Source organism: Actinoplanes sp. NPDC023801 (assembly GCF_040639655.1).
Taxonomy (GTDB): Bacteria; Actinomycetota; Actinomycetes; order Mycobacteriales; family Micromonosporaceae; genus Actinoplanes.
Genome location: NZ_JBFAAI010000010.1, coordinates 212,593 through 237,506 on the forward strand (window position 1 = coordinate 212,593; position 24,914 = coordinate 237,506).

General features: G+C 71.2%; 26 protein-coding genes and 1 pseudogene. 9 read left to right on the forward strand and 18 right to left on the reverse strand.

Features of this window, described 5'->3' with window-relative positions:
* Window positions 1-37 precede the first annotated feature (37 nt).
* Complete coding sequence (locus tag AB0G04_RS20140; protein WP_360984465.1) at window positions 38-1,126, forward strand: methyltransferase domain-containing protein; 1,089 nt, start codon at window positions 38-40, stop codon at window positions 1,124-1,126.
* On the opposite strand, the gene AB0G04_RS20145 is transcribed toward AB0G04_RS20140, so the two are convergent.
* Together AB0G04_RS20145 and AB0G04_RS20150 are read right to left on the reverse strand one after the other, a co-directional pair.
* On the reverse strand, window positions 1,112-1,753 hold the full coding sequence (locus AB0G04_RS20145; RefSeq protein WP_360984468.1) for a response regulator transcription factor: 642 nt from the start codon (window positions 1,751-1,753) through the stop codon (window positions 1,112-1,114). The two genes, AB0G04_RS20140 and AB0G04_RS20145, sit on opposite strands and share 15 nt — an antisense overlap.
* Window positions 1,750-3,021: a sensor domain-containing protein gene (locus AB0G04_RS20150; protein WP_360984471.1), complete on the reverse strand. Its 1,272-nt coding sequence runs from the start codon at window positions 3,019-3,021 to the stop codon at window positions 1,750-1,752. Before AB0G04_RS20150 ends, AB0G04_RS20145 begins: the two co-directional genes overlap by 4 nt.
* Before the next feature lie 85 nt (window positions 3,022-3,106).
* Between AB0G04_RS20150 and AB0G04_RS20155 the strand changes: the two genes are divergently transcribed.
* Complete coding sequence (locus AB0G04_RS20155) at window positions 3,107-3,772, forward strand: class I SAM-dependent methyltransferase (protein ID WP_360984474.1); 666 nt, start codon at window positions 3,107-3,109, stop codon at window positions 3,770-3,772.
* On the opposite strand, the gene AB0G04_RS20160 is transcribed toward AB0G04_RS20155, so the two are convergent.
* Window positions 3,747-3,872 carry a hypothetical protein gene (locus tag AB0G04_RS20160; RefSeq protein ID WP_360984477.1) on the reverse strand — a complete coding sequence of 42 codons (126 nt, stop codon included), beginning with the start codon at window positions 3,870-3,872 and terminating at the stop codon, window positions 3,747-3,749. The two genes, AB0G04_RS20155 and AB0G04_RS20160, sit on opposite strands and share 26 nt — an antisense overlap.
* Window positions 3,873-3,974: 102 nt before the next feature.
* On the opposite strand from AB0G04_RS20160, the gene AB0G04_RS20165 reads away from it, so the two are divergent.
* Complete coding sequence (locus AB0G04_RS20165) at window positions 3,975-5,558, forward strand: phospholipase D-like domain-containing protein (protein WP_360984480.1); 1,584 nt, start codon at window positions 3,975-3,977, stop codon at window positions 5,556-5,558.
* 4 nt (window positions 5,559-5,562) lie between these two features.
* Here AB0G04_RS20165 and AB0G04_RS20170 read toward each other — a convergent pair whose 3' ends face one another.
* From AB0G04_RS20170 to AB0G04_RS20180, 3 genes are read right to left on the reverse strand one after another with little or no spacing between them, the layout of a single operon-like run.
* Entirely contained in the window at window positions 5,563-6,759 is a 1,197-nt protein-coding gene (locus tag AB0G04_RS20170; protein WP_360984483.1) for an aminopeptidase, read from the reverse strand.
* A 14-nt stretch (window positions 6,760-6,773) separates the two neighbouring features.
* The gene (locus AB0G04_RS20175; RefSeq protein ID WP_360984486.1) at window positions 6,774-7,724 is read right to left on the reverse strand and encodes a pirin family protein; all 951 of its coding nucleotides are present in this window, start codon (window positions 7,722-7,724) and stop codon (window positions 6,774-6,776) included.
* A gap of 3 nt (window positions 7,725-7,727) precedes the next feature.
* On the reverse strand, window positions 7,728-8,168 hold the full coding sequence (locus AB0G04_RS20180) for a MarR family transcriptional regulator (RefSeq protein ID WP_360984489.1): 441 nt from the start codon (window positions 8,166-8,168) through the stop codon (window positions 7,728-7,730).
* Window positions 8,169-8,237: 69 nt separating this feature from the next.
* Here AB0G04_RS20180 and AB0G04_RS20185 point away from each other — a divergent pair, with 69 nt between their 5' ends.
* Window positions 8,238-8,702 (forward strand): GNAT family N-acetyltransferase, encoded by a 465-nt coding sequence (locus AB0G04_RS20185; protein WP_360984492.1) that lies wholly within the window; start codon window positions 8,238-8,240, stop codon window positions 8,700-8,702.
* A gap of 42 nt (window positions 8,703-8,744) precedes the next feature.
* The gene (locus AB0G04_RS20190) at window positions 8,745-9,257 is read left to right on the forward strand and encodes a GNAT family N-acetyltransferase (protein WP_360984495.1); all 513 of its coding nucleotides are present in this window, start codon (window positions 8,745-8,747) and stop codon (window positions 9,255-9,257) included.
* Between the two features lie 26 nt (window positions 9,258-9,283).
* Here the strand turns inward: AB0G04_RS20190 and AB0G04_RS20195 are convergent, their stop codons facing one another.
* The 7 genes and pseudogenes from AB0G04_RS20195 to AB0G04_RS20225 form a co-directional block, all read right to left on the reverse strand.
* Window positions 9,284-9,643 (reverse strand): Clp protease N-terminal domain-containing protein, encoded by a 360-nt coding sequence (locus tag AB0G04_RS20195; RefSeq protein ID WP_360984671.1) that lies wholly within the window; start codon window positions 9,641-9,643, stop codon window positions 9,284-9,286.
* A gap of 108 nt (window positions 9,644-9,751) precedes the next feature.
* Window positions 9,752-9,904: pseudogene (locus AB0G04_RS20200) on the reverse strand (Clp protease N-terminal domain-containing protein); the annotation flags it as partial.
* Between the two features lies 1 nt (window position 9,905).
* Window positions 9,906-10,142: a helix-turn-helix domain-containing protein gene (locus AB0G04_RS20205; protein ID WP_360984498.1), complete on the reverse strand. Its 237-nt coding sequence runs from the start codon at window positions 10,140-10,142 to the stop codon at window positions 9,906-9,908.
* Window positions 10,143-10,515: 373 nt separating this feature from the next.
* Entirely contained in the window at window positions 10,516-10,737 is a 222-nt protein-coding gene (locus AB0G04_RS20210; protein ID WP_360984674.1) for a DUF3072 domain-containing protein, read from the reverse strand.
* Between the two features lie 659 nt (window positions 10,738-11,396).
* Window positions 11,397-12,152 carry a VOC family protein gene (locus tag AB0G04_RS20215; RefSeq protein ID WP_360984501.1) on the reverse strand — a complete coding sequence of 252 codons (756 nt, stop codon included), beginning with the start codon at window positions 12,150-12,152 and terminating at the stop codon, window positions 11,397-11,399.
* 105 nt (window positions 12,153-12,257) lie between these two features.
* On the reverse strand, window positions 12,258-13,517 hold the full coding sequence (locus AB0G04_RS20220) for a cation:proton antiporter (protein ID WP_360984504.1): 1,260 nt from the start codon (window positions 13,515-13,517) through the stop codon (window positions 12,258-12,260).
* Window positions 13,514-15,673 carry a SpoIIE family protein phosphatase gene (locus AB0G04_RS20225; protein ID WP_360984507.1) on the reverse strand — a complete coding sequence of 720 codons (2,160 nt, stop codon included), beginning with the start codon at window positions 15,671-15,673 and terminating at the stop codon, window positions 13,514-13,516. Before AB0G04_RS20225 ends, AB0G04_RS20220 begins: the two co-directional genes overlap by 4 nt.
* Before the next feature lie 441 nt (window positions 15,674-16,114).
* On the opposite strand from AB0G04_RS20225, the gene AB0G04_RS20230 reads away from it, so the two are divergent.
* On the forward strand, window positions 16,115-18,760 hold the full coding sequence (locus AB0G04_RS20230; RefSeq protein ID WP_360984510.1) for a hypothetical protein: 2,646 nt from the start codon (window positions 16,115-16,117) through the stop codon (window positions 18,758-18,760).
* Between the two features lie 411 nt (window positions 18,761-19,171).
* On the opposite strand, the gene AB0G04_RS20235 is transcribed toward AB0G04_RS20230, so the two are convergent.
* Complete coding sequence (locus AB0G04_RS20235) at window positions 19,172-19,528, reverse strand: DUF6401 family natural product biosynthesis protein (RefSeq protein ID WP_360984512.1); 357 nt, start codon at window positions 19,526-19,528, stop codon at window positions 19,172-19,174.
* Between the two features lie 199 nt (window positions 19,529-19,727).
* Between AB0G04_RS20235 and AB0G04_RS20240 the strand changes: the two genes are divergently transcribed.
* Window positions 19,728-20,189 carry a hypothetical protein gene (locus AB0G04_RS20240; protein WP_360984515.1) on the forward strand — a complete coding sequence of 154 codons (462 nt, stop codon included), beginning with the start codon at window positions 19,728-19,730 and terminating at the stop codon, window positions 20,187-20,189.
* A 232-nt stretch (window positions 20,190-20,421) separates the two neighbouring features.
* Here AB0G04_RS20240 and AB0G04_RS20245 read toward each other — a convergent pair whose 3' ends face one another.
* Window positions 20,422-20,631, reverse strand: coding sequence for a hypothetical protein (locus tag AB0G04_RS20245; protein ID WP_360984518.1), 210 nt, complete (start codon window positions 20,629-20,631; stop codon window positions 20,422-20,424).
* A gap of 121 nt (window positions 20,632-20,752) precedes the next feature.
* On the opposite strand from AB0G04_RS20245, the gene AB0G04_RS20250 reads away from it, so the two are divergent.
* A complete protein-coding gene (locus tag AB0G04_RS20250; protein WP_360984521.1) occupies window positions 20,753-21,880 on the forward strand; it encodes a hypothetical protein in 1,128 nt (375 codons plus the stop codon).
* Window positions 21,881-21,954: 74 nt separating this feature from the next.
* Here AB0G04_RS20250 and AB0G04_RS20255 read toward each other — a convergent pair whose 3' ends face one another.
* Together AB0G04_RS20255 and AB0G04_RS20260 are read right to left on the reverse strand one after the other, a co-directional pair.
* On the reverse strand, window positions 21,955-22,143 hold the full coding sequence (locus tag AB0G04_RS20255) for a hypothetical protein (protein WP_360984524.1): 189 nt from the start codon (window positions 22,141-22,143) through the stop codon (window positions 21,955-21,957).
* A 71-nt stretch (window positions 22,144-22,214) separates the two neighbouring features.
* On the reverse strand, window positions 22,215-22,679 hold the full coding sequence (locus tag AB0G04_RS20260; protein WP_360984527.1) for an SRPBCC family protein: 465 nt from the start codon (window positions 22,677-22,679) through the stop codon (window positions 22,215-22,217).
* A gap of 199 nt (window positions 22,680-22,878) precedes the next feature.
* Between AB0G04_RS20260 and AB0G04_RS20265 the strand changes: the two genes are divergently transcribed.
* Window positions 22,879-24,441, forward strand: coding sequence for an NAD(P)/FAD-dependent oxidoreductase (locus AB0G04_RS20265; protein ID WP_360984530.1), 1,563 nt, complete (start codon window positions 22,879-22,881; stop codon window positions 24,439-24,441).
* Here AB0G04_RS20265 and AB0G04_RS20270 read toward each other — a convergent pair.
* A complete protein-coding gene (locus tag AB0G04_RS20270) occupies window positions 24,432-24,860 on the reverse strand; it encodes an SRPBCC family protein (RefSeq protein ID WP_360984533.1) in 429 nt (142 codons plus the stop codon). The genes AB0G04_RS20265 and AB0G04_RS20270 overlap by 10 nt on opposite strands.
* Between the last annotated feature and the right edge of the window lie 54 nt (window positions 24,861-24,914).

The window sequence follows — 24,914 nt, forward strand, 5'->3', positions numbered from 1 at the left end:
TCACCGTGCCGGCGATATCTTCCGTACCGTGTCAGGCATGGAGGATGCCCGCCGGCGCTATCTCGATCTGATCCGCCGCGACGGTGCCGAACTCTCGCCCGCCCTGGCCGAGGCGTTCGCGACGGTGCCGCGCGAGGTTTTCGTCCCGGACGGTTTCCACCGGCGCGACGGGCGGCGTGTCCTGCCCGCCGACCCGGAGTTCCTGCCGACCGTCTACAGCGACGACGTGCTGGTCACCAAGTTGAACGGGGAGGTCCCGGTCAGCTCGTCCAGCCAGCCGTCGCTGATGGCCACCATGATCGAGGCGCTGGACGTGCGGCCCGGCCTGCGGGTCCTGGAGATCGGTGCGGGCACCGGCTACAACGCGGCGCTTCTCGCTTCGCTCGGCGCGACCGTGACCACCGTGGACGTTCAGCCCGACGTCGCGGCACGGGCCAGATCCGCGCTGGCCAGGGCAGGGATTGCGGGCGTACGGGTGGAAGCCGCCGACGGCTGGACCGGGGGCCCACCGGAACGCTACGACCGGATCATCGTGACCGTCGGCGTCACCGGGATCTCCCCGCACTGGCTGGACCGGCTGGAGCCGGACGGCCGGATCGTCGTCCCGGTCGCGCACGGAGGTATCCATCCGGTCCTCGACGTCCGCCACGGCCCGGCAGCGACCGTGGTGTGCTCGGCCGGGTTCATGGGCGCGGCCGGCCCGCTCGGCGCCCGGCATCCGCGCAGTCATCCGCCCGCGGCCACGGCGCTGGAGGATCTGACCGAGCGATCCCCGGCCCGCTGGCGACCGCCGCTCGACCCGGACGCGTACCGCAGTCTCTGGTATGCGGCCGCGGCCTGGCACTATCGGGTCAGCCACGCGTCGATTCCCGGCCGGGAGCAGAGTTACCTGGCGCTGCTCGACGACACGGGCCGGGCCGGTGCGGTCGTGCTGGCGGACGGTGCGATCCTGGCCTCGGGTGCGGAGGCGGACCGCTGGACCGCCGTCGGTATCGCCCTCGCCGACCGATGGCAGGCGCTGGACCGGCCGCCGATGCGTGCCTGGCGGACCACGTTCGCGCTGGCCGGCGACCCGGCCGCACCGATCTGGGCCCCGTCCCGGTGGACGTTGTCAGCGAGCACGTAGGTAGGTGAGCACCGCCATCACCCGGCGGTTCGTGTCGTCGGTCGGCGGCAGCCCCAGTTTGGCGAGGATGTTGCCGACGTGCTTGCCGACCGCGGGATCGCTGATGAACAGTTCCGCCGCGATGGCCGAGTTTGACCGGCCCTCGGCGATCAGGGCGAGCACCTCGCGCTCCCGGGCGGAGAGCCCGCCGAGCGGGTCCTGCGGCCGGCTGATCAGGCGGCGGACCACGTCCGGGTCGACCACGGTGCCGCCGGCGACCACGGTCCGCAGCGCCGCCACGAACTCGGCGATGTCGGCGACCCGGTCCTTGAGCAGGTAACCGACACCGTCGCCGGTCCCGATCAGGTCGGCCGCGTAGTCGTGCTGCACGTACTGGCTGAGGACCACGACCGGCAGGCCGGGGCGGTCGCGCCGGAGGCGTACCGCGGCCCGGAGCCCTTCGTCGGAGAAGGACGGCGGCATCTTGATGTCGGTGATCACCAGGCCGGGGTCGTGCTCCTGCACCGCGGCCACCAGCTCGTCGGCGTCCCCGACCGCGGCGACCACCTCGAACCCGAACCGGACCAGCACCCCGACCAGGCCCTCGCGGAGCAGGACGCCGTCCTCGGCGAGCACCACCCGGGTCACAGCTCGACCCGCAGCAGCGTCGGGCCACCGGCCGGGCTGGCCAGCAGCAGTTTCCCGCCGGCCGCGGCCACCCGGTCGGCGAGACCGGTCAGCCCGGTGCCGCGTGCCGGGTCGGCACCGCCCCGCCCGTCGTCGTGGATCTCCAGCGCGATCCCGTCACCGGCCCTGATCAGGCGGAGCTGGACCGTCGTGGCGCGGGCGTGCTTGGCGACGTTGGTGAGCGCCTCCGCCGCCACGAAGTACGTGGTCGTCTCGATCCGTTCCGGAAGCCGGCCGGTGATCTCGGCGGTGTCGACCGCCACCGGGATCGGCGAGTTGCCGGCCAGCTCGCGGAGCGCGGCCGGCAGCCCCAGGTCGCCGAGCGTCTGCGGCCGGATGCCGTGCACCAGGTCGCGCAGCACGACCATCAGCTCCTTGGCTTGGCGGTGGGCCCGGCCCAGCGGCTCCGCGGCCGGCGAGTCGCCGGGCAGGTCGAGCCGGGCCATGCCCAGCTGCAGGGTGAGGCTGGTGAGCCGGTGCTGGGCGCCGTCGTGCAGGTCGCGTTCGATCCGGCGCCGTTCGGCGTCGAACGCGTCGGCCAGCCGGGCCCGTGACTGCGCCACCTCGGTGAGCCGGTCGCGCAACCCGTCGCCGCCGCCGAGCAGCCGCCGGGCCAGAGCGCCGTGCCCGGCCGCCATCGCACCGGCCAGGTAGAGCACGGCCGGCAGCAGGACGATCCCGAGCAGTACGAACGGCACCGACCCGATGCCGCCGTTGATGACGTAGGTGCCGAACTGCCACTCGGCCAGCCCCGGGCTCAGCAGCAGCACCAGCTCGAAGACGATCAGCAGGGTCACGCCGAGGTACAGCGGGGGAGCGGCCAGCCCGAGCAGCGCGGCGTAGAGGACGGCCCGCCACGTGCTCTCCTCCTGATACCGCGCGACAAGCCAGGTGACCGGGCTGGCGGCGAGCGGGCGGTGGGGTCCGGGCAGCGGCCGCCGGTCGATCAGGTTGAGCCGGCGGCGTTCCAGGGCGGCCAGTGGCAGGGCCACCATCGGACCGCCGACGACGAGCAGGACGACCGCCACGAGCATGAGGACGAGGACCGCGGGCTGTGGGCCGCGTCCCTCGCTGATGTCCCGCACGGCCACCACCCAGGGCAGCAGCAGCATCCACACGACGGCGGCGACCGGGGCGGCGACCACCGCGGTGACCGTCAGGTGCAGGAGGGACCGCCACGGCCAGGAGGTGAACAGGTATCGGCGATCTTTCAGGGCACTGGTAAGCACGGGCTCACGGTAGTCAGCCGGTCACGGCCCGGCCCAGCCGTCGAGGGACACCATCCGGGGTATGGCTGGGTATACCTTTCTGCGGATGAGGGCTGCTTACGATGAGATCGCGGACTGGTACGAGACCGAGTTCCTGCCGTCGACGACACCGGGCGACCCGCTCGGCATCCGGCGGGCGATCACCGAGCATCTCGGCACCGGAACGGGCCGCTGCCTGGAGATCGGCTGTGGCACCGGGGTCCACGCGGCCCAGGTGCGGGAGCTCGGCTTGACGCCGTTCGGCGCAGACCTGTCGGCCGGGATGCTGGGCCACGCGTCCAGCCGTTTGCCGGTCACCCGCGCCGACGCGAGCCGGCTGCCGTTCGCCGACGCCTCGTTCGACGCGGCGATCACCGTGGTGGCGCACACCGACATGCCGGCCTACCCCGCCGTGCTGCGCGAGGCCCGCCGGGTGCTGCGCCCCGGCGGGCGGTTCGTCCACATCGGTGTGCACCCGGCCTTCTGCGGTGGATTCGCCGATCGCAGCGATCCGGCCGCGGTGGTCATCCGGCCCGGTTATCTGGACGGTCACTGGACGAAGGACTCATGGACTTCCAACGGTGTACGGGACAAGGTAGGCGCCAGTCACTGGCCCCTGCCCGGGCTGCTGAACGCCTTCCTCGCCGCGGGCCTCGTGTTCGAGGGCTTCAGCGAGGGCGGCGCACCGGTGCCGACGGTGTTCTCGATCAGGACATCAGCAGTATCGCGGTAGCTCCCATCAGCACCAGTAGCAGGACCGCGATGAGCAGGCCCTTCTCGGCGGAGTCGGTGGCTTCGGAGACCGTGGTCGTGGTCATGGGCTCACTGCTCATGCGTCTCGCTCCTCCGCGGGGGGATGGCGGTCGCCACTACCGGATGCGAGCGGCGGCCGGGAGGCTTACCGTGAGGGCGTCGTCGACCTCGAAGGGGCTGCAGTGCCGCCGCAGGAATGGCTTCTCTCCGCTGCCGAACGCGGCAACCCGGACACCTCCATACCCATATGGAACACCGGAAACACGGTCGAGCCACTCATTCACGGGCAAAGTTACTTCGATCGGTTGGTTGCCGAGGTCGAGGCGCTCGAGTCCGGGGATCACCTGTTCTTCACCGACTGGCGTGGTGACCCCGACGAACGCACCAGCGACAACGGTCCGACCGTTGCGGAGCTGTTCTCCTCGGCCGCCAAACGCGGAGTGATCGTCAAAGGCCTGCTCTGGCGCTCACACGTCGACAAGCTCGCCTACAGCGAGGAGGAGAACCGGACGCTCAGCGACGACATCGAGGCGGCCGGCGGCGAGGTCCTCCTCGACCAGCGGGTCCGGCGCGGCGGGTCGCATCATCAGAAGCTCGTGGTGCTGCGCCACCCGGGCCGGCCGGAACTCGACATCGCGTTCGCCGGCGGCATCGACCTGTGCCACAGCCGCCGCGACGACGCGGACCACCACGGTGACCCGCAGGCGGTGCGGATGGCGAAGGCGTACGGCCCGAACCCGCCGTGGCACGACGTGCAGCTGGCCCTGCGTGGTCCGGTCGTCGGCACGCTCGACCAGTCGTTCCGCGAGCGCTGGTGCGACCGGGTGCCGCTCGACCAGGACAGCCCGATCGCCACGATCACCGACAAGCTGCGGCACGAGGACATGAGCCCCGATCCGCTGCCCGAGCAGCCGCCCGACCCGCCCGCCCGCGGTCCGCACACCGTGCAGGTGCTGCGGACATATCCGGCGATGCGACCGCGGTACGGCTTCGCCAAGCTGGGCGAGCGCAGCGTGGCCCGCGGTTACACCAAGGCGATCAAGCGGGCCCGCCGGCTGATCTACGTCGAGGATCAGTACCTGTGGTCCAAGGAGGTCGCCCAGCTGTTCGCCGAGGCGATGAGCGACAACCCCGACCTGCACCTGGTAGCCGTCGTGCCCCGGCACCCGGACGTGGACGGCGGGTTCGCCCTGCCGCCCAACCAGGTCGGCCGCGAGCAGGCCATCGACCTGTGCAAGCGGGTCGACGCCGGCCGTGTGCACGTCTTCGACCTGGAGAACCACGCCGGTACGCCGATCTACGTGCACGCCAAGATCTGCGTGATCGACGACGTGTGGTGCAGCATCGGCAGCGACAACTTCAACCGTCGCTCGTGGACCCACGACAGCGAACTCTCCTGCGCGGTCCTCGACGACACCCGTGACGACCGGGCCCCGGCGGACCCGGCCGGGCTCGGCGACGGCGCCCGTAAGCTGGCCCGTGACCTGCGTCTGACCCTTCTCCGGGAGCACCTGGACCGGGCCGACGGCGACGACGCCGACCTGCTCGACCCGGAGAGCGCGGTCGCGGTGATGACCGAGGCCGCCGACCGCCTGCGCGACTGGCGTGACGGCGGCCGGACCGGCCCGCGCCCGCCCGGCCGGCTGATCCCGCACGAGACCGAACGGCTCCCGTGGCATCAGCGGCTGTGGGCGCTGCCCGCGTACCGGCTCGTCTACGACCCGGACGGCCGGCCCTGGCGGGCTCGCCGGGCCGGCTCCTGGTGAGTGCTCAGAGCACCCACTCGTCGTTGCGGATGATCTCGATGGTGCCCTTCGGGCCGGTGCCGGTGACCGTGATGCCGTCGCCGCCGATCACCACGTCGGTGTGCACGGCCGAGGTGTTCAGTCCCCGCTCCTCGCGCTCCGCCACGCTCATCCCCGGTCCGCCCGGCACGGCGAACGGGAAGCTCGAACCCCAGGCGACGTGACAGCCCGCGTTCTCGTCGAACAGCGTGTTGTGGAAGACGATGCCGGCCTTGGCGATCCGGCTCTCCGAGTCGACGAGCGACACCTCGCCCAGCGACCGCGCGCCCGGATCGGTCTCCAGCTGGGCGCGCACCGCCTCCACGCCGGAGTCGGCCGACACGTCGACGATCCGGCCGCCCGCGAACTCGGCCCGCAGCCCGCGCACCAGCTGCCCGTTCAGCACCAGGGGCTTCGTCAGCCGGATCACCCCGTCCGCGCGGCGACGGTCGGGGCTGGTGAACACCTCCTCGGTCGGGATGTTCGGCATGTACGGGATTCCCGCCGAGTCGATCAGGCCACCGCCCGTCCAGCGGCAGCCCGGGATCAGCCCCACGGTGAGGTCGGTGCCGTCACCCACGTACCGCACCGAGGTCAGCTCCAGCGCGTCGAGCCGGGACCCGCGGTCGGCCAGTGTCGCGGCCCGCTCCCGCCACGCGGCGGCCGGGTCCTCGGCGTCCAGGCGCATCGCGGTCGACACGGCATCCCACAGCCGATCGGTGTCCGGCTCGCCGAAGATCTGATGGGCCCAGCCCGGGTTGGGCGCACCCACCACGGTCCAGCGGAGCCGGCCCAGCACGTTCTCCCGCATCGAGCGCATCTCCTCGATCGGGAACGCCGCGGCCCGCACCGGATCGGCGCCGTCGAGCACGTGCGGATCGGCGTCACCGATCAGCGCGATCGAGGCGACCCCCTGCTCCGACCACTCCCGGATGCGCTGCAGCGCCCAGCCGCGGCTGGTGGTCAGCGACTCGAGGCTGGCATGGTCGACGGCGGAGCGGCGCATCGGGCCGTCCGACCAGATCGGCTCCACCCAGGCGGCCCCCGCCGCATACGCCGCCTCCACGACCGCACGCGCGATCTCGAGGTGGGCGGTGTCCGTACGGAGAATCACTCCCTGCCCGGGCTGGATGTTGACACCAGCCCGGACCACGACGTCGGCGAATCGCTCGATCCGGTCCATGCCGGTCAGCCTAGTTAGTCCACGTGCGGTACGCGCGCCGCCGGCACGACTCCGAGACGTCCCTTCTGGAAGTCCTCGAAGGCCTGCTTCAGCTCGGCCCGGGTGTTCATCACGAACGGCCCGTAGTGGGCGATCGGCTCCCGGATCGGTTGCCCGCCCATCACGAACAGGTCCAGCTCGGTCTTCGCCTCCACCCGGATCGCCTCGCCGTGCCCGTACGTGGCGAGTTGTCCGAGGCGGATCGGCCGCATGTCGGTGCCCGCGTAGCCCTCGCCGGCGAGCACGTACACCAGGGCGTTGTAGTCGGTCTGCCAGGGCAGGTCGAGGCGTGCGCCGGGCTGCAGGGTGATGTGGGCCAGGTTGATCGGGGTGAAGGTCGACCCCGGCCCGCGGTGCCCGGCGATCTGACCGGCGATCACCCGGATCAGGCCGCCGCCGTCCGGCGTGGTGAGGAGCGCCGCTTTCGTACCGCGGATGTCCTGGTATTTGGGGTCGATCATCTTGGCGGCGCGGGGCAGGTTGACCCACAGCTGGAGCCCGTGGAAGAGCCCGCCGCTGGTGACCAGCTGCTCCGGCGGCGCCTCGATGTGCAGGATGCCCTTGCCGGCGGTCATCCACTGGGTGTCGCTGTTCGAGATGGAGCCGCCGCCACCGAGCGAGTCCTGGTGGTCCATGATCCCGTCGATCATGTAGGTGACCGTCTCGAACCCGCGGTGCGGGTGCCACGGGGTGCCCTTCGGCTCACCCGGCGCGTAGTCGACCTCGCCCATCTGGTCCAGGTGGATGAACGGGTCGAGCTCGGACATCGGCACCCCGGCGAAGGCCCGGCGCACCGGGAACCCCTCGCCCTCGTAGCCCTGCGGCGCCGTGGTCAGCCGCCGCACGGCGCGGAACTCGGTCGACACCGGGTCCAGATGCGGAAGCCGGGGCAGGACGAGGACGTCTTCAACAGTGATGGCGGGCATGGCTCATACCTTCCTGATCTTGGCGAAGACGCGGCCGATCACGGCCAGTTCCTCGTCGTCCAGATGGTCGATGAAGCGCTCACGGACGGTCTCCAGGTGGGCCGGTGCCGCCGCACGCAGCGTCGCCAGCCCTTCCTCGGTCAGCACGGCCTCCTGGCCGCGCCCGTCGTCGGGGCAACTCTCCTTGCGCACCAGACCCCTCTTGACCATGGAGTTGATCTGGTAAGTGATCCGGCTCGGCGACAGCACGAGCCGGTTGGCCAGCTCACCCATGCGGATCCGCCGGTCGGGCGCGTCGGCGAGCGCGACGAGCACGTGATAGTCGTTCATGCTCAGCCCGGTGGCGGCCCGGAGCTCGTCCTCGAGGCGGGTGTGCAGCGCCCAGGAGCTCTCGATGAAGGTGCGCCAGTGCGCCAGTTGCGTCCCGGTCAGCGGTTCGGCCATGCCCGGAACCGTACTCCTTAAAATCTGAAATTCAAATCTGAAGGAAAAGAGCGCGGCTAGGGTACGTACGTGAAGATCCGCCAAGCAGTGGTCGCCGACGCCGACGAACTGGTCCGCCTCCGGGCGATCATGCTCGGCCATTTCAGCACCGCGAACTGGAACGACGACTGGCGCGAGCCGGCCCGCGCCTCCCTGGCCCGCCGCCTCGCGGATCCGCGGCCCACCCTCGCGGCCTTCGTCGCCGAGCACCCTGACGGGCCCGGCCTGGTCTCCTGCGCGGTTGGCCTCATCGAGGAACGCCTCGGGAACCCGTTCAACCCCGACGGCCGCGTCGGTTACGTCTTCAACGTCTCCACCGACCCGGCCATGCGCCGCCGCGGCTACTCCCGCGCCTGCATGGAGGCACTCCTGCAGTGGTTCCGCGACCAGGGCGTCCGCGCCGCCGACCTGACGGCCTCGCCGGACGGCGAACCCCTTTACGCCTCTCTCGGCTTCACCCGCAAATCCGACCCGGCGATGCGCCTGCGCCTGTAGAGCGCCCACCCGGCCGCGGCCCGGCCCGTTTACCGTGAGGCGGTGACCGAACTGACGACCGCCCGCCTGTGCCTGCGGCCCTTCCGTGCCGGAGACGCGCCGGCGGTGCACGCCTACGCCGGCGACCCCGAGGTGGTCCGCTACATGGACTGGGGCCCGAACACCGTCGCCGACACGGAACAGTTCGTCGCCGAGGCGATGTCGCCGGCCGACGGCGTCCACCCGTTCGCCGTCGAGCACGCCGGCCGGCTGATCGGCGCCGTCGAACTCCGGGTCACCAGCCGCGTCCATTCCCGCGCCGAGTTCGGTTACGTCCTGGCCCGCCCGGCCTGGGGGCACGGCTACGCCGGCGAGGCGGCGGCGGCGGTACTCGGCTTCGCCTTCGACCGGCTGGCCCTGCACCGCGTCGCCGCCACCTGCGATCCCGCCAACACCGGCTCACGCCGGGTCCTGGAGAAGATCGGCCTGCGGTACGAGGGGCACCTGCGCGACTACCTGCACATCCGTGGCGAATGGCGGGATCGGCTGCTCTTCGCCGCCGTCCGGTGCCCCTGATCGGAGGTCGTCGCGGGGATCTCCGGTCAGGCGGCGGGCGTCTTGAGAGCCTGGGCCAGCCGCTCGCGGGCCACCTCGAAGTCGACCCCCCGTTCGGCCAGGATCAGCATCGCCAGTCCCTGCCCCTCCCGGAGGATGCCCAGTGCGATGTGCTCCGGCGCGATGAAGTTGTGCTTGAGCCGGATCGCCTCACGCAGCGACAACTCGAGCACCTTCTTGTTACGTGCCGAGAACGGCCGGTGCCCTGTGGCCGCGGTGACCGTGAGCCGCCCGAACAGCCCCTTCTTCTTCGGCGCGGGCCGGGGCAGTCGCAACGCCCCGGCCCCGAAGTTCTCCTCGATGGCGGCGCGCACCGCGTCCAGGTCGATGCCGATCGACTTGAGCACCGCGGCGTCCTCGGCGTCCCGGTCGGCGATGGCGGTGGCCTCGCTCCGATCCCCGACGTGCCGGATGATCGCCGCCCGTACGTAATCCTCGTCGGTCTCCCCGCCCTCACCGCGCAGCGCCTCGCGAACCGCGGCCCGGTCCCCGGAGACCAGCGACAGCAGGGTGTGCTCGGTGCCGATCGTGTCGTGGCCCAGTTGCCGGGCTTTCTCCTGGGCGCCGATCACGACGTCGCGGGCGGCCTTGGTGAATCGTTCGAACATCTCAGTCCTCCCGTGGATCCGGCATCGGCATCAGGCGGGCGTGCTTCTTGTGCACACCCTGGCGGGTCACCTCGAGGGCGTCGGCGATCTCCTGCCAGGACCAGCCCTTGGCGCGGGCGTTGGCGACCTGCAGGTGCTCCAGTCCTTCGAGAAGGCGGCGCAGCGCCACGACCGCCCGTAGGCCGACCCTCGGGTCGGCGCTGCTCGCGGCGGCCGCGAGGTCGGTAGCTTCGGTCATGTTTGTCAACCTACGTTGACGGAGCTTTTCTGTCAACTGCGGTTGACGACTCTCGCGCCGTAACGCTGCGCGCCGCACTCCCGGCACCCGCATACAGAGACAGGCCGGCCCGTGGGCCGGCCTGTCTCTGCATTGGTCGGTAGCGCCGCAGATGCGGCGCCTCGCATGGTGCTGGGTGCTTCTATCTGGCGCCTGATACGCCTCACCCGGCGCCAGATACGCCTGGTGCCTGGTGCTTTTGCCTGGCGCCGACTAAGCCTCGCCCGGCGCCGGGTGCTTTGCCTGGCGCCGAATGCGCCTTACCCGGCGCCGGATGCGCCGATGGGTCGCCGCCCCTGATCGGTGTCGGACACGAGGCGGTCAGCGAAGCCGCTCAGGCGCCGCGGCCGGTCTTTTCCTGCAGCTCATCGATCTTGCGCGAGGCGTCCGCCTTGGTCAGGCCGTCGGGGACATCCTCGTGTGCCTCGGACGCGAGAGTCCGCAGGTAGGACTCCTGAGCCCCGGTCGCTGGCTGGTCCCCGGTGGTCCAGTCGTCCGGGTCCTTGATCGCGTTGCCCGCGTCCGTGGCGTCTGTGGCATTCGTCCGGTCGGCCATGTCGCCGTCCTTCCCCTTGAAGATCTCGAACGCATGTGCCATTACCCGCCGCCGTACCACTCCATGCCACAAACCCCCGGAAGTGAACCCGCCCGTCCTTCCGGCTCCGGGTGGTTGCCGCACCCACCGCCGGAGGACCAGGTCAAGGGCCGCCCCGACATACGCGGTGACCCGCCGCCCGGCCCCGCCGCAAGCCATGCCACCCCGCGGTGCGTGGTGATCCGCGCCGCAGGTCACCACGCTTGGCGGTGTGCCTGGGGTTTGTGGTGATTCGTGCTCGTATCGGTATCTGCGCCGCGGTTCACCACGCCTGACGGTGCGCCAGCGTGCGTGGTGATCTGTGCCCGTATCCACGCCGCAGGTCACCACGCGGGTAGGGGCCAGGTTTGCGTGGTGAGTTGCGCGTCGATGTAAGCCGCGGGTCACCACTTCGCAGGCGCCTGAGCTGTGCTTGCGGCGTGCGGCAGGGCGCTGCGCTGTCCGTCGGTTGCCGCCGCCCGCCTGTTGCGGACCGCAGATCGCCGGGCGGCCGAGAGCGGCGACGGGGCGGCGAGAGCGGCGTCGAGCGGCGAGAGCGGCGACGGGCGCCGAGGGCGGCGAACGCGGAATGGCCGGCCTCAAAGGGCCGGCCATTTCCGCATGTATACGCCGGGGGAGTGTCAGTCCCAGGCGGGCAGGGTGCCCAGGGAGACGGTCAGCTCGACCGGGTGGTGCACCGGAGCGGCGACCGTGAACCGGGCACCGAACGGGTCGCGCAGTTCAGCGAGGGCGGTCAGGCCGGCTTCCGACGGCTCGGTGATGATCGCACCGCCGAGGCGTTCGCAGTGGTCGGCCGCGTACTGGATGTCCTCGACCTGGAAAGCCGCACGCCACCAGGCGCCACGGTATCCGGGGGCGAGGCCGGCGACGGCGTCGTGGCCCTGGTTGAGCCATTCGCCGGTGCCGAAGTCGTGGCGCAGCAGCCAGCCGAACGCCGAGCCGTAGAAGCGGGCCGCACCGTCCGGGTCGTCGGTGATCAGTTCCGGCCAGGACATCGTGCCGGGTTCACCGCCGACCTGTGCGCCGGCGAAGTCGTACGCCTGCCAGAGGCCGATGATGGCACCGTTCGGGTCGGCGACGATCGCACGCCGGCCGCCGTGGGCCTCGGTGGGGTGGCTCAGGCAGTGGCCGCCGGAGAGGGCGACCTGCTCGAGCGTCTCCTCGAGGTCGGGTGTGCTGAGATGGGTGAGCCAGCCGTCAGGCCGGTCGTACCGGCTGCGGGTGAGGCCGGCCACGGCGCGCCCGTCGAGCTTGAACCGATCACCCGCCGACTCCCAGCCGAACAACTCTGCGTAGAACTGTGCCGCGCGTGCGGGGTCCGCACTCGCCAGTTCCACCCAGCAAGGTGTCAAGGGTGCATAGCCTCTGATCCGCATGAGCCGCTCCATGGTGGACATCCCCAGTTACCTTCGTACTCTACGGCACTGATAACGCTTCGTCACCACCGGCCGGTTCATTGTCCGGTTTAGAGCAGTATTAAGTTACTCCTGGTAAGCAGGCGAGTGATCCAGGTGACGCATCACCGGTGTTGCGGCTATTCCGTGCAGCACTACGGACACGACGACGACGAATGCCGCGGTCGCCCAGACGAGTTCCGTACCGACGAAATCGGTAAGTGTGACTGCATACGCTAGGTAATAGAACGTGCCGACACCACGGATACCGAACGTGGCGATCACCCAGTGTTCCGATGTGTTTCCGGGTGCACCTCGGAGGGCCACGAAACCGGACAGCGGACGGATCACGAAGATCAGGGCCAGACCGGTCAGCGCGGCCTGCCAGGTGAGCGGCGTCAGCAGTCCGCCGACCACCGCGCCGCCGAGCAGCAGGAGCAACAGCACGGTCAGCAGGCGTTCGATCTGCTCGGCGAAGTCGTGCAGCACCTGGTGGTACTCGTGCGACCGTTCCGCCGCCCGGATCGCCCGCGCCGCCACGAACACCGCGAGAAACCCATAACCCCCGACGACCTCGACCAGCCCGTACGCCAGAAAAGTGGCCGCCAGTGCCAGAAACCCTTCGGAGTGGCGGGCAAGTCGTAGTGAGTCCCGCTTCGCCCGGAAGAAGAGCTTGCCCAGCAACCGTCCGATCACGATGCCGCCGACCAGCCCCACCGCGCCCTTGTAGAGGACGTCGCTCAGCATCCACTCGCCGAACCAGCCGGCCGGATCCAGGCCGTGTGCCGCGATCGCGATCGCCGCGTAGACGAACGGGAACGCCAGCCCGTCGTTCAGCCCCGCCTCCGAGGTGAGCGCGAACCGGACCTCGTCCTCCGAGTCCTCCCGGTCGGTCGGCTCGCCGACCTGCACATCCGAGGCGAGCACCGGATCGGTGGGTGCCATCGCCGCACCCAGCAGCAGCGCGGAGGCCGGCACCAGGCCCGCCCACCACCAGCCGAGCAGTGCCACCGCGGCGATCGTCACCGGCATCGCCACGATCAGAAGGCGGAACGTGGACGCCCAGCGCCGGCGGCCGAACGGCCGGTCGATTTTCAGCCCGGCGCCCATCAGGGCGACGATCACGCCCACCTCGGTGAGGTGTTCGGTCAGTTTCGGATGTGCCAGCGGATCGGCCGGGGGCAGGCCCAGCGGCAGCCCGAAGACCAGCATCCCCAGTCCCAGGAACGTCATCGGCATGGACAGCGGCCGGCGTTCCAGCAGCCGGGGCAGGATGCCGGCCAGCAGCGCACCGGCACCGAACAGGGCATAGACCACATCGGACACCGGAATGTCCGGCAAAGTCATGCCCGCGCTTTACCCGCCAAGAGCATCTCGAACCACACCGTCGATCCGCGGACCGTCGGGTCGGTGCCCCACGAGTCGCTGAGTTCCTCGATCAGGCCCAGGCCGCGGCCCCGGCTGGCGAGAGTGTCGGCGTGCGCCCGGATGACGCTGCCGCGGGTACCGGTGTCGGCCACCGACACGAGGAGACGTTCGGCGTTCAGGTCGATGTGCACCTGGGCCGGGGTGCCCGCGTGCAGCAGCGCGTTCGTCGTCAGCTCGCTGGTGCACAGGATGGCCGCGCCGACCACCGACTCGGGCACGTTCCACTCCCGCAGCCGCGCCGTCATCCACTGCCGGACCCGGCTCGGCCCCGTCGGCTCCGCCGCCACCTGCATGGTCGCCGACCGGCTGGCGGCCAGCGCATGCTCCACCGCGAGGACCGCCACGTCGTCGTCGGTCGTCCCCTGCACCGCGGCCGTCGACAGCGAGCACAGGTTGCGCGGATCGCCGCTCGGTGACGCGGCCGCCGCTGCGACCAGGGCGTCCAGTCCTTCGCTGAGCGGCCGGTCCCGCCGCTCCACCACACCGTCGCTGAACAGCAGGATGCTGTCGCCCGGTTCCAGCCGCACCGAACCGGTCTGCCAGCGCCCGCCCAGGCCGAGCGGCGCGCCCGGCGGCACCTTCACCAGCTCGGCGGTGGCCGGCTCACCGGCCCGCCCGGCCCGGCGCAGCACCGGCGGCGGATGACCCGCACTCGCCAGCGTGATCGAACCGTCCGACGGGTCGAGCACGCCGTACACCACGGTCACGAAGATCTCTTCGTTGCGCGACTCGGCGCCCAGCGAACCGACCAGCCGATCCAGCCCGGCCAGCACGCTCGGCGGCGACGGGTCGGTCAGTGCCATCGCCCGCAGCGCGGCGCGGACCTGCCCCATCACCGCGGCGGCCCGCACGTCGTGCCCGGCCACGTCGCCGAGCACCATCGCCAGCCGGCCGTCGAGCAGGTGGAACGCGTCGTAGAAGTCGCCACCGGCCGCGTTGCCGTCGACACCCACGTCGTAGCGCGCCGCGATCCGGAACGTCTCCAGCTCGGGAAGATGCTCGGGAAGCATGCTGCGCTGGAGCAGCTGGGCCGTACCGTGCTGGGCCTCGAACCGCCGGGCCCGCTCGGCTGCCTGTGCCACCAGCTCGGCCGCGGCCTTGAGCAGGGCCCGCTCGGCCGGCAGCCAGACGTGCGCCCGGCGGAAGCCCACGGTCAGCGCGCCACGCAGCGACGGTGTCCGCAGCGGCAGGGCGGCCAGGGCGCGGACCCGGCGCTCGTGCCGATCGGAGGCGACCGCCGCGAGCGGCTCGCCGTCGGCGACGAACGTGGCCCGCCCGGTCTCCGCCGCCGCCACCGCGGGTGCCGCCGGATCGGCACTGACGCGCCGCCAGACCGGTGGCAGACGTTCGTCGACCTCGTCCAGCATCTCGCCGCGGATCCGGCGGACGAAGCGATAGGCCAGTCCCTCGTCCACGGCGAAGACGCAATGATCAAGATCAAAGGATTCCATCGCGTACGTCAGAACGACTCTCGTGACATCGTCGATGGTGAGCGCCCCGGCGAGCCGTGCGGTCAGCTCGCCCAGACTCTGCAGCCGGTGCACCACGTGCGTGGTCTCGGCGGCCACCGTGAGGACACCGGCCACCGCACCCCGTGACGTGCGGACCACCGAGTGCCCGCGGGTGTAGAACGCCGGCTCGGCGTGCCCCGTCGCGAACTGCACCTGGCTTTCGGGCACGAGCACCGGCCGGGCACTGCGGTGCACCTGCTGGATCACGTCGCCCAGACCCGGCTGCTCCCACGCGGCCCCGAACGCCAGTGCGGCCGGCCGGCCGAGCGCGAACGGATGCAGCGCGTCGAGCACCTCGGCATAGGCGTCGTTGTAGATGACCACGAAGTCGTCACCGACGGTGAGCAGCATCGGCACGGGGGAGGAGAGCATCAGCTCGACGGCCGCTCGGACCGCCGGATCCCAGCCCGTGATCGGGCCGAGCGAGGTGGCCGACCAGTCGAAGGCGTGCACCATCGCCGCGCAGCCCAGGCCGGTGTGCTGTGCTCCGGCCGCCTGCACGGGCAGCGTGGTGATCGGAGACGGGTGGATGCCCCCCGACCCGAACCCTTCCGAGCCGACCATGCGGAAAGCCTATCCCGTGTGGTCCGTTTGTACGATGCCCCACCGGCCGTCCGTCCGGTTATTGACCGTTCCCCGGTACTAGAAGGCATTGATGCAGAGCAACCTCCGCCTTCTTCTCACCCTGCGTGAGTGGCTGAGACGTGATCCGATCCGGGCTGCCCGCCCAGGACCGCCGCCCCGAGCCGGTCGCGCGGTGTGACCCTTTCCACCGGGCCCGTCAACCGCTTCCTCCGTGACGGGATTCTCCTCGCCTGAGCCCCGGTTGTGTCGTCTTCCCGCTTCGAGCCGCCGGCCGGATGCCGCCAAGCAGCGGCGATGTCCGGCGTGCCCACGTCCGTGGTTCCGTCGGCCGCGAGATTGCCGGGGGTTCGTGGTACTCCAGAGGCCTATGGTTCGTGGAGGCGGCGTGACGGCCGGGCCGCGGGCAGTCAGGGAGGACCGATGACCGGAGACGGGCTGAGTCGTGGGCTGAGCGACATGTGGCGTTCGGTGGTGCTGTTCCTGCCGTCGGCCCTGGCGTTCCTCGCGATCGTGATGGTCGGTTATCTGCTGGCCCGTCTGGCCCGCACCCTCACCACCAAGGCGCTCCGCAGGACCGGGTTCGACCGGGCCGTCCAGCAGGGCCCGGCCGGCCGCCTCATCAGACCCGGAACACCGAGCGCCACCGACGTCTGCGCGCGCCTTGCGTTCTTCGTGGTGCTGCTGTTCGCGCTGCAGCTGGCATTCGGCGTCTGGGGTCCCAACCCGGCCGGTGAACTGATCAACGACCTGATCTCCTGGCTGCCCCAGGTCTTCGTGGCGATCGTGATCGTCGTCGTCACCACCGCCATCGCGCGGGCCGCCCACGATCTGACCCTGGCCGTCCTCGGCAACCTCGGTTACGCCCGCGTGCTGGCCAAGGCCGTCACCGCGGTGATCATCACCCTCGGCGTCATCGCCGGCCTCGACCAGATCGGCATCGCCACCTCGGTGACCCGCCCGCTGCTCATCACCATCCTCGCCACCGTCGCCGGCGTCATCATCGTCGGCGTGGGCGGTGGCCTGATCCGGCCCATGCAGCAGCGCTGGGACGGCTGGCTCGACCGGGCCGCCGCCGAATCAGCGGTGATCCGGTCACAGGCGCGCGCCTACGCCGAGGAGCGCGCTCGCAAGGCGGCCCGGCCCACCGGATACGACCACTCCAGCACAGCCGGTCCCAGCCCGACCGACCTCGGTTCGGCCGACCTTGGCTCGTCCGGTCCCGGTTCGGCCGACCTTGGCTCGTCCGGTCTTGGTTCGGCCGACCTTGGCTCAACCGGTCCCGGGCCGTCCGGTCCCGGGCCGTCCGGTCCCGGCTCGACCGACCCCGGCTCGACCGGTCCTAGCTCGAGTGGTTCTGGCTCGAGCGGCCGAACCGGCCCAGGAGGCATGGCCGGTCTTGCGGGCAAGATCGGGCACCCGAGCCCGGCCGGTGCGGACGACGTGACTATCCAGACAAGCCGCGCGTCTAGTGCCGATCGGCCATCGACGGCTCAGGCGGTCGCGGCCGGTGCCGCGGTCACCGGCGTGCGGGGACAGGAGGAGGCCGACGCGCCCGGCCGGACGGCGGATCTGGAAGCCCGCACTTCGGGTACCGCACCGGCGCCACCCGACGGCTCAGCCGCCGGTGGCGCGTCAGCGGGCGCTCCGGCAGTCACGGGGGCGGTTGCCCCGACTTCGGAGTCGTTGACCAGAGATGACTCGGGTTCCTCGGCGGACGACGGCTTGAGTTCCTCGGCAAGCGACGGCTCGGGTACCGGTTCCGTGGCTACGTCCGGGGACACCGGTGATGCGCCGTCGTCCACCGCCGCCGGCACATCGAGTGACGCACCGTCGCCGGCCGGCGGTGAGGAGCGGGGCGCACGTGCCGGCGGGATCGGATCGCGGGCATATCCGGAGGAGGGCGACGACTGGGGCTGGGAAGCCCGCTGGGCGGAGGAGGAACGCCAGTCCCGTGCACGCGGCGGCGACGAGACCCAGATCGTCGACGCTCCGGCAGCCGGCATGGTCGACGACCGCCCGCATATGATTCCGGGCTTCGACCGCCCCGAGGACCGTCAGCCGGCGACCTACGAAGGTCCTACGGCCGACGAAGACCCCACGATCTTCGTGCACATCGGTTCAGCCGAGACCACCCTGCTCACGCCGGGGGTGAGGCCAGCACCGGCATCGGCCGACCCCGCTGCCGGAGACGACGACCCGACGGATCCCGGCCACCGCCTCAACGCCTCGGCAGTGCCGGACGCAGCCGCCGGCGAGCCGACCCGGCAGCTGAACACCGTCCCGGCCCACGACCCGGGTTCCGGTCCGGTGCCGGGCGTACCTGCCGCCACACCTGATCGAGACGAGCCGACGACAAGCGTCGTCACGTTTGACAGTGAGCCGACTACGTCGTTCGTGTCAGGTGGGCCGGTTTCGGGTGAACCGACGGTTGTGCTGGCGGCAGGCGGTCCGCACGACAGCGAGTCGACCACCTCGTTCGTGTCGGGTGGCCCGGCGTTTCGATCGGCGGACGGGAGTGAGCCGACGACGTCGTTCGTGTCGGGTGAACCGACGGTTTCCCTGACTGTCAGCGGTCCGGACGACGGTGACCCGACGACCTCCTTCGTGCTGGATCGGCCGGTCTCCGGTGAGCCGACGGTTTCGGTGGTCGGGGATGGTGAGCCGACGACCTCGTTCGTCCTGGATCGGCCGGTTTCCGGTGAGCCGACGGTTTCGGTGGTCGGGGATGGTTCCGGCGGGGGTGAGCCGACGACTTCGTTCGTTGTTCGCAGTTCGCGTACCGGTGAGGCCGGTGCTCCCGGTTCGGACTCGGATTCGGACGAGTCGCCCACGGCGTTCATCACCATGGGGCCGAGCCCGGGTGACGAGGTGGTCGTCATACGTGAATCGGGTTCCGGCGTGACCGGCGAGAGCGAAGTCGGGGCAGGCGGGGCCAGAACGGGGGCAGCCGGGGAGGGCGCGGCGCGGGGCGACGACACGGACCGGACCGTGGAGAGCCGGCGGCCCGCCGAGACCGGTGCTGGCCCGGAGGCGGGGCGGACGCCGGGCGAGCGGGGAGACGCCTAACCACCGCGGAGACGGCGCCGGGCAAGGACGGCCGGTAAGGGCGCTGGGCATGGACCGCCTCGGCAGGTGAGGGCGCCGGGCAAGGAAGGCGTCGGCAGGTAGAGGCACGGCGTAGGGGTCGCCTCGGCCGGTAAGACGCTGGGCGAGGTCGGCCGGACGGGTAAGACGCCGGGCGAGGTTGGCCGGACGGGGTAGGGCGTGGGGCGAGGTGAGGTCGGCGTCGAGAGGTCAGCGGTCAAGGCATGCCATAGGCCGCTGACAGACCCGGAATGGGCCGAGGGCCGGCACCGGGTTACCGGTGCCGGCCCTTTGCGGACGGGATTCGGGCGGGTGGCCGAACTACCCGGCCGGATGTTCGAGGCGAGAGCTGTTCGGGTTGGGCCTGTTCAGGTCAGAGCGGTGGGGATGTCGTCAGCGCGGGTCCGGCAGGGTGCGGGCCAGCAGGCAGATCGCCAGCAGGCGGCGGAGGACCCAGTCGTTCTCGGACCAGTCGATCCCGTCCTCGGGGGCGGTCCAGCCGTGCTGGAAAGCGGCGTCGCGGACACCCTCGGCGTAGGCGGCCAGCAGGATCGCGGTCAGCGGGCGCGAGTCGGCGTTGAGGCTGTCCCGGACGCCGGCGGCGTGCTGGTCGATCACTGACATGAGGCCGGGGTTCGCCTGTGCGGCGGCGAGGCCGGTGACGCCGACAGCTGCGGTGAGGTCGGCGAGCGAGGCGTGGGCGGAGCGCTGAGCGGCGCGGGCGGCGGCGTTGCTGAACAGACCATTCATGAGAAGAAACGTTAGGTACGCCAGGGTGACCGACGGGTCTATCCGCGTTGCAGGCCGGTTGAACTCGTCCGGTGCGGGAAATTGGCCCGGTGCGCGAAGTCCCGGGGTGCTGCGGGCGGGGGCGGTCGCGCTGTCGGGAGAGGTTCGGCAGGCAACAGCGAGGGCCCGCGAAGGTGGCGGGCCGCGGAAAGGTGGAGCGGTGGTGGCTGGCGGCGGTCCGGATTCGGGACATCAGCGGCCGGAAGGGCTGGACGACGTGACCGTGGAGGCGCTCGGCAAGCTCAGTGAGGCCCTGGAGACGGTGGAACGCGTTCGCGGGCATCTCTACAGCGCTCATCAGCTCGTCGGGAAGGCCGATTTCGCGCTGGACGAGGCTGTTTCGCTGTTCATGCAGGCGGGACACACCGAGACTGCGGAGCGGATCCAGCGGGAGCTGATCGGGCGGAACGTGATTCCGGGGCATTGGACGTTCCAGATCGTCGAGGAGTTCGACGACGGGTACTACGCCGAGTTCCGGGAGTTCGAGCGGGACGCCCGGGTGCGGTTCGCGGGTGGGCGGCGGCATCTCTACGAGGCGGAGCTCAAGGAGCGCCGGCGCACTCACGGACGGCGCGGACACGAGGCGCTCCCGGAGGACCCGGAACGGCAGAACGGCAACTGATCCGGTCGGTCGTACGGGCTAGCAGCCGCACCCGGAGAGCAGCCGACGGCCCGGAAACCACGGAGAAGACCCGGACCGGGAAGTGCGCCGGAGCATGCCGCGGAGCGCGGAGCGAGGAATGAGGGCCGGACCCCGGAGTAGGGTCCGGCCGCGAAGGCTCCGAAGTGACGGGCCGAACCGAGCGGGCGGAGAAGCCCTGCCAGGTCCGGTGAGTCGGGGTAAATCTGGAGAGTTACTCCGGGTAGTCGACCACTTCGGGGCGACGGCGCTCGGCGTCGTCGGCGATGATGACCGTGGCGACCACCAGGGCCACTACCACGGCGAAGAACCAGGACGCATCATTGACCAGTTTCGCTGCCAGGGGAGCCTGGAACGCGGCTAGGAGGAAGCCGATCCAAGCGAAGCGGCGCTGACGCTCTGAGAGGAAGCCGACGGATCGCACTCGGAAAGTCTGGCGCGATATGGGCGGATCGCCGTCACCCGTTCGGCCGATAATGCGTTGTCCGATGGTGCCTGCTGTCTTGCGTCTCCGTCACTCAATTCTTGTCGCCGCCGGGGTTTCCTTGCTCGCCGTAGGAGTGGTGGCGGCGGTCGGGCCGGCGCCGGGCGCGCCGCCGATGCGCATGGTCACGCCGGTCGTGCCGGTGGCGGACGAGCGGGTGATCTCCGGGCCGCTTCTGGACCGTACGGCCGCCTGGCTCACTGTGGGTGACGCCGCGGCCCGGGTGCGGGTCCGGTTCGCGCGGATGCCGGGGCTGCTGTATCGGGTCAGCACCGCCTCGGATGCGGGGGTCGCGCCGGTGGTGAGCCGTCGGGGTGGCCGGGTGACGGTGCGGCTGACCGCCACCGGCCGGGACGGGCTGGACGAGGTGCGGATCGTGCTGAACCGCCAGGTCCGGTGGGATATCCGGCTGCCCGCCGGCGCCGGTGAGCAGCAGCTGAACCTGCGGGACGGGCGGGTGCAGCGGGTCGAGGTCGGCTCGGCGGGGCTGGCCGAGGTGTGGCTGCCGGAGCCGGAGGGCACCGTTCCGATCGTCTTCACCGGCGGGGTGGGTACGGCCGTGGTGTCGGTCGGCAGCGGTACGCCGGTACGGGTGCGCCTGTCCGAGGGCGCCGGATCGGTGGAGACCCCGTGGACGACCAACAACGGCACCGCCGCGGGGACCGTGCTGCACGATCCGGTGTTCCGGCGGGCCCGGGACCGTTATGCGATCCGCGCGGAGGGCGGCCTGGGCGCGCTGGTGGTCCGTCAGTCCACGGATGACGTACCCGGCACGGTCGCCCCGGGACGCGATCCGTGGACGGTGCCGCCGGGAAAGCCGGCCGGTCCGGGCCCCCGCCCCGGCGTGATCGCCCCGACCGGTGAACCGCGGCCGCCCGCACCCGCGGGTGACGCCCGCACGACCGGGAAGAGGGACGCCCGGACTGCCGGGAAGAAGGACGCCCGCACGGCCGGGACGAGAAATCCCCGGACGCCGGGGACGAGAGACAGCCGCCCGGGCGGTACGAGAGACACCCGGCCGACGGTTCCGCGGCGTGACCCGCGGCCCGCTGCGACTACGAACCCGCCACCGCCGGCTGCACCGATCGCCACGGGGAAGGCGGACCCGCCGCGGCGGACGAGCGCACCCGGAGCGGCCGTCCCGCCGCGTGCCGCCGACCGGACGGCTTCCGAGGATGCCGCCCGATGACCACGGAGCTCTAGTTTGGGCGGGACGCCCGCCCGAACCGGGGTGGCCGTGGGCTCACGTAGCCGTACCGGAAATCAGTGGGGCCCGGTGTGCGGGGTGGTGCTGGGCCGCCCCGCCGCCGTCTCCGCGGGCTCCTGGCCGGCGTCGTTGTCGGTGGCGTCGTTCTGGCCGTCGGTGTCCCACGTGGCCATCGCCTTGTTCAGTTCGCTGAGGGGGAGTTTCTCCTCGTCGCGCCAGGCCTCGTCGTTGCGTGAATCCGTCATGACGGCCGATTACCCGTCCGGGGACAACGGAAACGGCCGCCCGGAGGCGGCCGTTCCACGAAGCTGACGGATCAGATACCGGGGCGGTCGACCTGGCCGCGCCAGGCGCCCGTCTCGATGCCGCCGCGGCTCTCGATGAACTCCTTGAACCGGTGCAGGTCACCCTTGACCCGGCGGTCGATCACGCCGAGCTTGTCGCCGGCGGTCTCGACGATGCCCTGCGGCTCGAAGTCCATCTGCACGGTCACCCGGGTGTGGGTGTCGTCGATGCGGTGGAAGGTGACCACGCCGGCCTGCTTCTCACCGTCGGTGGCGTGCCACGCCACCCGCTCGTCGGGCAGCTGTTCGGTGATCTCGGCGTCGAATTCACGCTTGATACCGGCGATCTCGGTCTTCCAGTGGGTGTGGGTGTCGTCGAGCTGCCGGATCTCGCTGACGCCCTCCATGAACCTCGGGAAGTCCTCGAACTGTGTCCACTGGTTGTAGGCGGTTCGAATGGGGACGTTGACGTCGACGAATTCCGTTACCGTGCTCACGCGTTTCTCCCTTTCGATTGCTTTTCACACCTGGGTGACGTTCTCCCCGTCGGGAAGGCGGCCAGGTGCCGCATCGGGTCTTGGGGGTGGCCGGCGCCCCGCGCCGGGAATCAATCTCCGGCGCCGCGCGGTCTCACCCTTTCCATGATTCGTCTGGTGCCCGGAGGTAGATGTCCTAAACGCCGGGTAGCTTGCTGATGTGGAGACCGTGGATGCGATCGTCGTCGGGGCCGGTCACAACGGCCTCGTTGCCGCCAACCTGCTCGCCGACGCCGGATGGTCGGTGCTGGTCCTGGAAGCGACGCCGAACCCCGGCGGCGCTGTCCGGTCCGGTGAGATCACCGCGCCGGGCTACTTGTCCGACCTGTTCAGCGCCTTCTATCCCCTGGGGTACGCCTCTCCGGTGCTGAAGTCGCTCGATCTGGATCTGCGCTGGACGCACGCCCCGGACGTGTTCACCCATCTGCTGCCGGACGGCCGCGCCGCGACGGTCAGCCGGGACCTGGACCGGACCGCGGAGTCGATGGATCAGTTCGCGCCCGGTGACGGCGATCGCTGGCGGACCGCCTACGAGGAGTGGCGTTCCGTCTCCGGGAAGATGCTCGACACCCTGTTCACCCCGTTCCCGCCGGTGCGCAACGGACTCGGCCTGGTCCGGCAGCTGCGGGTCGGCGGCGCGCTGCGGCTGGCCCGGCGGCTCGTCCTGTCGGTCCGCGAGCTCGGCTCGGAGATGTTCGACGGCGAGGGCGCGCCCCTGGCCCTGGCCGGGTGCGCCCTGCACACCGACCTGTCGCCGGAGGAGGCTGGCGGCGGTGTGTACGGCTGGCTGCTGGCCATGCTCGGGCAGGAGTTCGGCTGGCCGGTGCCGGTCGGCGGGGCGCAGGAGATCACGACGGCGCTGGTCCGGCGCTTCCGTGGAGAAATCGTTTACGAGGCACCGGTGTCCCGCGTGCTGGTCGCCCGGGGACGGGCCGTGGGGGTGCGCACCGCCGACGGCCGTGACTGGCGGGCCCGCCGGGCGGTGATCGCCGACGTGCCGGCTCCGGCGCTCTTCCTCGACCTGGTCAGTGAGCGGTGGCTGCCGTCCCGGTTCGTCGAGGATCTCCAGCACTTCCGCTGGGACGGAGCGACCGTGAAGGTGGACTGGGCGCTGCGCGGCCGGATGCCGTGGCACAACCCGGTGGCGGGCCGCGCCGGGACGGTGCATCTGGGCGCCGACCTGAACGGGCTGACCAAATACGCCGCTCATCTGGCCGCCGACGAGGTGCCGCCGGATCCGTTCCTGCTGCTCGGACAGATGACGACGGCGGACGCGACCCGGTCGCCGGCCGGGACCGAGTCGATGTGGGCGTACACCCATCTGCCGCACCGCCGGACCTGGCATGCCGACGAGATCGCCGCCCACGTGGAGCGGATGGAGGCGGTCGTCGAGGAGCACGCGCCCGGCTTCCGTGCCGAGGTGATCGCCCGGCACGTCTACGCCCCCGGTGACATGGAGCGGGAGAACCCGTCCCTGGTCGGCGGCGCGCTGGGTGGCGGCACGGCGGCCGCGTTCCAGCAGCTGTTCCTGCGGCCGGTGCCGGGTCTGGGACGGCCGGACACCCCGGTGGACCGGCTGTACCTGGGCAGCGCGTCCGCGCACCCTGGTGGTGGCGTGCACGGAGCCCCGGGTGCGAACGCGGCGCGCGCCGCGCTGGTTCGCGACCGGAACGTGCTCTATCCGGCCGCGATCCGCGCGGCGCACCGGGTGATCTACCGCTGACGTTCGGCGATGTCGGCGAGCCGGCGCAGGCTCTCCACGTTGCGGCGGTGCAGCAGCAGGTCGTTGAGTTTGTTCTGGACCCAGCGCAGTGGGCCCGCGATGAACTCCTCCTCGATCTCCACCCGGGTGGCGTCACCCTCCACGGGGGTGAGCCGGATGTTCACCCGGGCCGCGCCCATCGGCCACAGTCCGGCGTTGAGTTTCAGTTCGCGTTCGGGGGTGCAGGCCAGCACGGTCGACGAGTCGTGCAGCGACAGCGGCCAAGGGCCGGCCTTGTGGTGGAGTTTCGAGCCGGGCGCGGGCCACTCCGGCTCGACGTCACGGATGTGTACGGTGCCGACCACCCAGTCGCTGTAGCTCCAGCCGTCGGCTAGCACGGCGAAGACCTGTCCGGGCGGGGCGTTAACGGTTCGGGTCACAATGGCCACGACCTCGGTTTACCCTGCTCAGGCAGTCTGTAACGGATCGCCCAT

What these genes read in the sequence shown, in the direction of transcription:
- AB0G04_RS20215 (WP_360984501.1), bottom strand. Translation starts at nt 12,152, where the DNA reads ATGCGGATCAGAGGCTATGCACCCTTGACACCTTGCTGGGTGGAACTG.
- AB0G04_RS20205 (WP_360984498.1), bottom strand. Translation starts at nt 10,142, where the DNA reads ATGACCGAAGCTACCGACCTCGCGGCCGCCGCGAGCAGCGCCGACCCG.
- AB0G04_RS20180 (WP_360984489.1), bottom strand. Translation starts at nt 8,168, where the DNA reads ATGGCCGAACCGCTGACCGGGACGCAACTGGCGCACTGGCGCACCTTC.
- AB0G04_RS20225 (WP_360984507.1), bottom strand. Translation starts at nt 15,673, where the DNA reads ATGGTCGGCTCGGAAGGGTTCGGGTCGGGGGGCATCCACCCGTCTCCG.
- AB0G04_RS20155 (WP_360984474.1), top strand. Translation starts at nt 3,107, where the DNA reads ATGAGGGCTGCTTACGATGAGATCGCGGACTGGTACGAGACCGAGTTC.
- AB0G04_RS20230 (WP_360984510.1), top strand. Translation starts at nt 16,115, where the DNA reads ATGACCGGAGACGGGCTGAGTCGTGGGCTGAGCGACATGTGGCGTTCG.
- AB0G04_RS20160 (WP_360984477.1), bottom strand. Translation starts at nt 3,872, where the DNA reads ATGAGCAGTGAGCCCATGACCACGACCACGGTCTCCGAAGCCACCGAC.
- AB0G04_RS20210 (WP_360984674.1), bottom strand. Translation starts at nt 10,737, where the DNA reads ATGGCCGACCGGACGAATGCCACAGACGCCACGGACGCGGGCAACGCG.
- AB0G04_RS20235 (WP_360984512.1), bottom strand. Translation starts at nt 19,528, where the DNA reads ATGAATGGTCTGTTCAGCAACGCCGCCGCCCGCGCCGCTCAGCGCTCC.
- AB0G04_RS20170 (WP_360984483.1), bottom strand. Translation starts at nt 6,759, where the DNA reads ATGGACCGGATCGAGCGATTCGCCGACGTCGTGGTCCGGGCTGGTGTC.
- AB0G04_RS20175 (WP_360984486.1), bottom strand. Translation starts at nt 7,724, where the DNA reads ATGCCCGCCATCACTGTTGAAGACGTCCTCGTCCTGCCCCGGCTTCCG.
- AB0G04_RS20220 (WP_360984504.1), bottom strand. Translation starts at nt 13,517, where the DNA reads ATGACTTTGCCGGACATTCCGGTGTCCGATGTGGTCTATGCCCTGTTC.
- AB0G04_RS20140 (WP_360984465.1), top strand. Translation starts at nt 38, where the DNA reads ATGGAGGATGCCCGCCGGCGCTATCTCGATCTGATCCGCCGCGACGGT.
- AB0G04_RS20255 (WP_360984524.1), bottom strand. Translation starts at nt 22,143, where the DNA reads ATGACGGATTCACGCAACGACGAGGCCTGGCGCGACGAGGAGAAACTC.